We start from the raw sequence: 5,703 nt of genomic DNA, 5'->3' as shown, positions 1-5,703 counted from the left end.
CTGCTGCGCCGCGGCGAGCCCGGCCGGTCCCGAGCCGACCACCGCGACCGAGAACCCGGACAGCGCCGCCGGCGGCAGCGGCACGACGCCGCCGGACGCCCACGCCCGGTCGATGATCTCCACCTCGACCTGCTTGATCGTCACCGGCTCAGCGTTGATGCCGAGCACGCAGGCGGACTCGCACGGCGCCGGGCACAGCCGGCCGGTGAACTCGGGGAAGTTGTTGGTGGCGTGCAGCCGGTCGGCGGCCGCCGCCCAGTCGGAGCGGTAGACCAGGTCGTTCCACTCCGGGATCAGGTTGCCGAGCGGGCAGCCGCTGTGGCAGAACGGGATGCCGCAGTCCATGCACCGGGCCGCCTGTCGCTCCGCGCGCTCCCGCGCGAACGGCTCGTACACTTCCCGCCAGTCCGTCAGCCGGACGTCGACCGGCCGCCGCCGCGGCGTCTCCCGCGCGGTCTTCAAGAACCCTTTCGGGTCGCCCATCGCTAGCTACCCCTCACCCGTGCGCAGTGCTTATCCCTGGAGTGCGGCTCGTTAGCCATGAGCCGCGCTCATTACGGCCTCGTTCACGTCACGGCCCTCGCGCTCGGCGGCGGACGCCGCCACGAGGACCCGCTTGTAGTCCTTCGGCATGACCTTGGAGAACCGCTCCACCGCCTCGTCCCAGGAGGCGAGCAGCCGCCCGGCGACCGCGGACCCGGTTTCCGCGTGGTGCCGGGACACCACGTCGTGCAGGAACGCGATGTCGGGCTCCTCGAGCGGGTCGAGGTCCACCATCTCCGTGTTCAGCCGGGTCTTCGCCAGGTCGAGCACGTAGGCGATGCCGCCGGACATGCCCGCCGCGAAGTTCCGCCCGGTCGGCCCGAGGATGACGACCCGGCCGCCGGTCATGTACTCGCAGCCGTGGTCGCCGACGCCCTCGGCGACGGCCAGCGCGCCGGAGTTGCGCACGCAGAACCGCTCGCCAACCGTGCCGCGCAGGAAGATCTCCCCCGATGTCGCGCCGTAGCCGATCACGTTGCCCGCGACCACCTGGGTCTCGGCCTCGAACGGCGAGTCCGCCGCCGGGTAGACGACCAGCCGCCCGCCGGACAGCCCCTTGCCGAGGTAGTCGTTCGCGTCGCCGCACAGCCGCAAGGTGATGCCACGCGGCACGAACGCGCCGAACGACTGCCCCGCCGACCCGGTGAACGCCACCGAGACCGTGTCGGGCGGCAGCCCCTCGCCGCCCCACCGCCGCGTCACCTCGTAGCCGAGCATGGTGCCCACGGTGCGGTTCACGTTCCTGATCGGCAGCTCGAGGCGGACCGGGCGGCCCTCCTCGAGGGCGCCCTCGGCGAGCTGGATCAGCGTGTTGTCCAGCGCCCGGTCCAGGCCGTGGTCCTGCTCCGTGACGCGGTGCAGCGGGCCGCGCGCGCTCGCGGGCTTGTGCAGCACCGGCGTCAGGTCGAGGCCCGCCGCCTTCCAGTGCGACACGGCGAGGGCGGTGTCGAGCAGGTCCACCCGGCCGACCGCCTCCTCCAGCGACCGCAGGCCCAGGGCGGCCAGGTGCTCGCGGACCTCCTGCGCGATGAACTCGAAGAAGTTCACCACGAACTCGGGCTTGCCGCTGAACCGCTTGCGCAGCTCGGGGTTCTGCGTGGCGACGCCGACCGGGCAGGTGTCCAGGTGACAGACGCGCATCATGACGCAGCCGGACACGACCAGCGGCGCCGACGCGAAGCCGAACTCCTCGGCGCCGAGCAGTGCGGCGATGACCACGTCGCGGCCCGTCTTGAGCTGCCCGTCCACCTGCACGACGATCCGGTCACGCAGCTTGTTGCGCAGCAGCGTCTGCTGGGTCTCGGCGAGGCCGAGCTCCCACGGCGTCCCCGCGTGCTTGAGCGAGGTGAGCGGCGCGGCGCCGGTGCCGCCATCGTGCCCGGAGATCAGCACCACGTCCGCGTGCGCCTTCGACACGCCGGCCGCGACCGTGCCTACGCCGACCTCGGAGACCAGCTTGACGTGCACCCGGGCGGCCGGGTTCGCGTTCTTCAGGTCGTGGATGAGCTGCGCCAGGTCCTCGATCGAGTAGATGTCGTGGTGCGGCGGCGGGGAGATCAGGCCGACGCCGGGCGTGGAGCCCCGGGTCTTCGCGATCCACGGGTAGATCTTGTAACCGGGCAGCTGGCCGCCCTCCCCCGGCTTGGCGCCCTGCGCCATCTTGATCTGCAGGTCGTCGGCGTTGACCAGGTACTCGCTGGTCACCCCGAACCGGCCGCTGGCCACCTGCTTGACCGCCGAGCGGCGCAGGTCCCCGTTGCGGTCAGGGATGAACCGGTCCGGGTCCTCGCCGCCCTCGCCGGTGTTGGACCGGCCGCCCAGCCGGTTCATCGCGATCGCGAGGGTCTGGTGCGCCTCCGCGGAGATGGAGCCGTAGGACATCGCCCCGGTCGCGAAGCGCTGCACGATGCTGCTGACCGGTTCAACATCATCAAGATTCGTCCGAACGGGCGCGGCCTGCTCCCCGTCGTCATCGATCCCCTTGATCCGCAGCAGGCCGCGGAGCGTCATCAGCCGCCGGGACTGGTCGTCGACCAGCGCGGTGTACTCCTTGAAGATCTCGTAGCGGCGGCTGCGGGTGGCGTGCTGCAGCTTGAACACCGTCTCCGGGCTGAACAGGTGCGGCTCGCCCTCGCGGCGCCACTGGTACTCGCCGCCGGTCTCTAGCCGCCGGAACGCCATCCCGGGGCCGCCGGCGGCGACCAGCGCCCGGCGGGCCGCCTCGTGCGCGAGGACGTCGAACCCGACCCCGCCCAGCCGGGACGACGTGCCGGCGAAGCAGGCGGCGATCACGTCGTCGCCGAGGCCGACGGCCTCGAAGATCTGCGCGCCGGTGTAGGAGGCGACGGTGGACACGCCCATCTTGGACATGATCTTCAGCACGCCCTTGCCGAGGGCCTTGATCAGGTTCTTTTCCGCCTTGTCCGGAGTGACGCTCTGCTGGCCAGCACTGGCGAGCTGGCCGGCGTCGGCGAGGTCACGGACGGTCTCGATCGCCAGGTAGGGGCACACGACGGCGGCGCCGTAGCCGACCAGCAGCGCGATGTGGTGGCACTCGCGCGCGTCGCCGGTCTCCACGATGAGCCCGGCCTGGGTCCTGGTCTTCTCCCTGATCAGGTGGTGGTGCACCGCGCCGGTGAGCAGCAGCGAGGGAATCGGGATGAGCGTGCCCTCGGTGGTGTGCCGGTCGGACAGCACGATCAGCCGCGCGCCGCCGACGATGGCGGCGTCCACCTCGGCGCAGATCTCGGCGAGCCGGGCCCGCAGCCCGTCGCCGCCGCCGCTGGGGTCGAACCGGCCGTCGATCATGTGGGCGGCGAACCCGGGCAGGTTCCCGTCGTCGTTGATGTGCAGCAGCTTCGCGAGATCCTGCTCGCCGATGACAGGAAACGGCAGCACGATCTGGCGGCAGGACGCGGGGCCCGGCTCCAGCAGGTTGTGCTCTGGCCCGGTCGTCGTGCCCAGCGAGGTGATCAGCTCTTCCCTGATCGCGTCCAGCGGCGGGTTCGTCACCTGCGCGAACAGCTGGGTGAAGTAGTCGAACACCAGCCGCGGGCGGTCGGACAGCACGGCCACCGGGGTGTCGGTGCCCATCGACCCGATCGGCTCTGCCCCGGCGCGGCCCATCGGCGCGAGGATGACGCGGAGTTCCTCTTCGGTGTAGCCGAAGGTGCGCTGCCTGGTGAGCAGATCCGCGGCGGTGGGTACCTCCCGCGCACGGTCCGGCAGGTCGTCGAGGTGCAGCAGGCCCGCGTGCAGCCAGTCCTCGTACGGGTGCTGGGCGGCGAGTTCGGCCTTGACCTCCTCGTCTTCGACGATCCGGCCGGCCGCGGTGTCGGCGAGGAAGATCCGGCCCGGCTGCAGCCGGCCGCGCCGCACCACCCGAGCCGGCTCGATGTCGAGCACGCCGACCTCGCTGGCGAGGATGACCAGGCCGTCGCTGGTCACCCAGTACCGGCCCGGCCGCAGCCCGTTCCTGTCCAGCACGGCGCCGATCACCGTGCCGTCGGTGAACGCGATCAGCGCGGGGCCGTCCCACGGCTCCATGACCGTCGCGTGGTACCGGTAGAACGCGCGCCGCCGCTCGTCCATCTCCTCGTGGTTCTCCCACGGCTCGGGGATCATCATCAGCAGCGCGTGCGGCAGCGTCCGGCCGCCGAGGTGCAGCAGCTCCAGCGCCTCGTCGAAGCTGCCGGAGTCGGATCCCGACGGGTCGACGATCGGGAACAGCCGCTCGATGCCCTGGCCGCTCTTCGACCGCGGGATCAGCGGGCTGGCCAGCATCGCCTCGCGGGCGCGCATCCAGTTGCGATTCCCCTGCACGGTGTTGATCTCGCCGTTGTGCGCGATGTACCGGTACGGGTGCGCCCGCGGCCAGGACGGGAACGTGTTGGTGGAGAACCGGGAGTGCACGAGCGCCAGGCTCGACGCGTAGCGCTCGTCGGACAGGTCGGGGAAGAACGGCTCAACCTGCGGCGCGGACAGCATGCCCTTGTACACCAGCGTCCGCGACGACAGGCTGGCGAAGTAGACGCGGGCCTCGTGCTCGGCGCGCTTGCGCAGGCAGAAAGCCATCCGCTCGAGCCGCATGCCGGTCTCGCCCGCGGCCCCGGCCACGAACAGCTGGGCCAGCCTGGGCAGTACCTCGCGGGCGCCCTCCCCGCAGGCGGCGGGGTCAATGGGCACGTTGCGCCAGCCGAGGACGGTCAGCCCCTCGTCGGCGGCGAGGCCGGCGATCTGGGCGAAGACACGGACCCGTTCCGAATCCTCGATTGGCAGGAAAGCCAGGCCGACCGCGTAGCCGCCAGCTTCGGGGAGCGGGAAACCGGTGACCGCGCGGAAGAAAGCGTCGGGGATCTGCGTGAGGATGCCCGCGCCGTCGCCGGTGTCCGGGTCGGCGCCCGCCGCGCCACGGTGCTCGAGGTTGCACAGGACCCGCAGGGCGTTGGCCACCACGCCGTGGCCGCCTTTGGCCGAGAGGTCCGCGACGAAACCCACACCACAGGCGTCATGTTCGAACCGGCTATCGTAAAGTCCCTCGGTTGCGGCAGGCACCTTCAATACTCCTGTCGTCTAATGTCCGCTGTCATCGCATGCTGCGGTCGGGACGACGTTGGCCCTGCTGCTACACGTAGGTTACGTTGACATTACAGGACTGGTGAATCGCTTTCCAGGGCCGACTTGTGCGCAGGCTGGTAAGCCTTGTTGCGCGTGGGCCTGGTACGGACCAGGTAAACGGCTGCGCCGACAAGTACCGCGGCGTCACCGAGCTCGCCCGCCCGGAGGCCAAAGACAACCGGTAGGTGTCCGATACCCAGCCAAAACAGCGCGAAACCGCCGGCCGCGTAGGCGGCGGCGTACAGCGCGAGCGCGCGGTCGCCGCGCAGCGACAGCCGGCTGGTCGCGACCGCCACGCCGACTCCGGCCGCCGCGGCCCACAGCGCCTGGTACAGGAAGAGCGGCTGGAATGTGGCGAAGTTCTCATAGCCAGCGGGCCGGTGCGCGGGCGCGATCGCGACCGCCCACGGCAGCGAGCTCGGGTGGCCGAAGTCCTGCTGGCTGAACCAGTTCCCCAGCGCGGCCACCGTCAGGCCGAAGGCGATGGCCGGCGCCGCGGCGGCGGCCACCGGGCCGAACCGCAGCCGCCGGCCGCCCTTGACG

At 71.3% G+C, this 5,703-nt stretch carries 2 protein-coding genes and 1 pseudogene; all 3 read right to left on the bottom strand.

Translation table 11 applies throughout. The annotated features are described in order from the left end of the window. Window positions 1-483, bottom strand: a pseudogene (gene gltD / locus WA805_RS16425) (glutamate synthase); the annotation flags it as partial. Between the two features lie 51 nt (window positions 484-534). Beyond that, a complete protein-coding gene (gene gltB / locus WA805_RS16420; protein WP_425242766.1) occupies window positions 535-5,097 on the bottom strand; it encodes a glutamate synthase large subunit in 4,563 nt (1,520 codons plus the stop codon). 92 nt (window positions 5,098-5,189) lie between these two features. Next, a partial coding sequence (locus tag WA805_RS16415) for a prolipoprotein diacylglyceryl transferase family protein (protein ID WP_425242765.1) occupies window positions 5,190-5,703 on the bottom strand: 514 nt, incomplete at its 5' end.

It is taken from the genome of Trebonia sp., assembly GCF_049794275.1.
Lineage (GTDB): Bacteria > Actinomycetota > Actinomycetes > Streptosporangiales > Streptosporangiaceae > Trebonia.
Note: the sequence above shows the minus strand (reverse complement) of the source record. Positions and strands in the feature narration are given on the sequence as shown.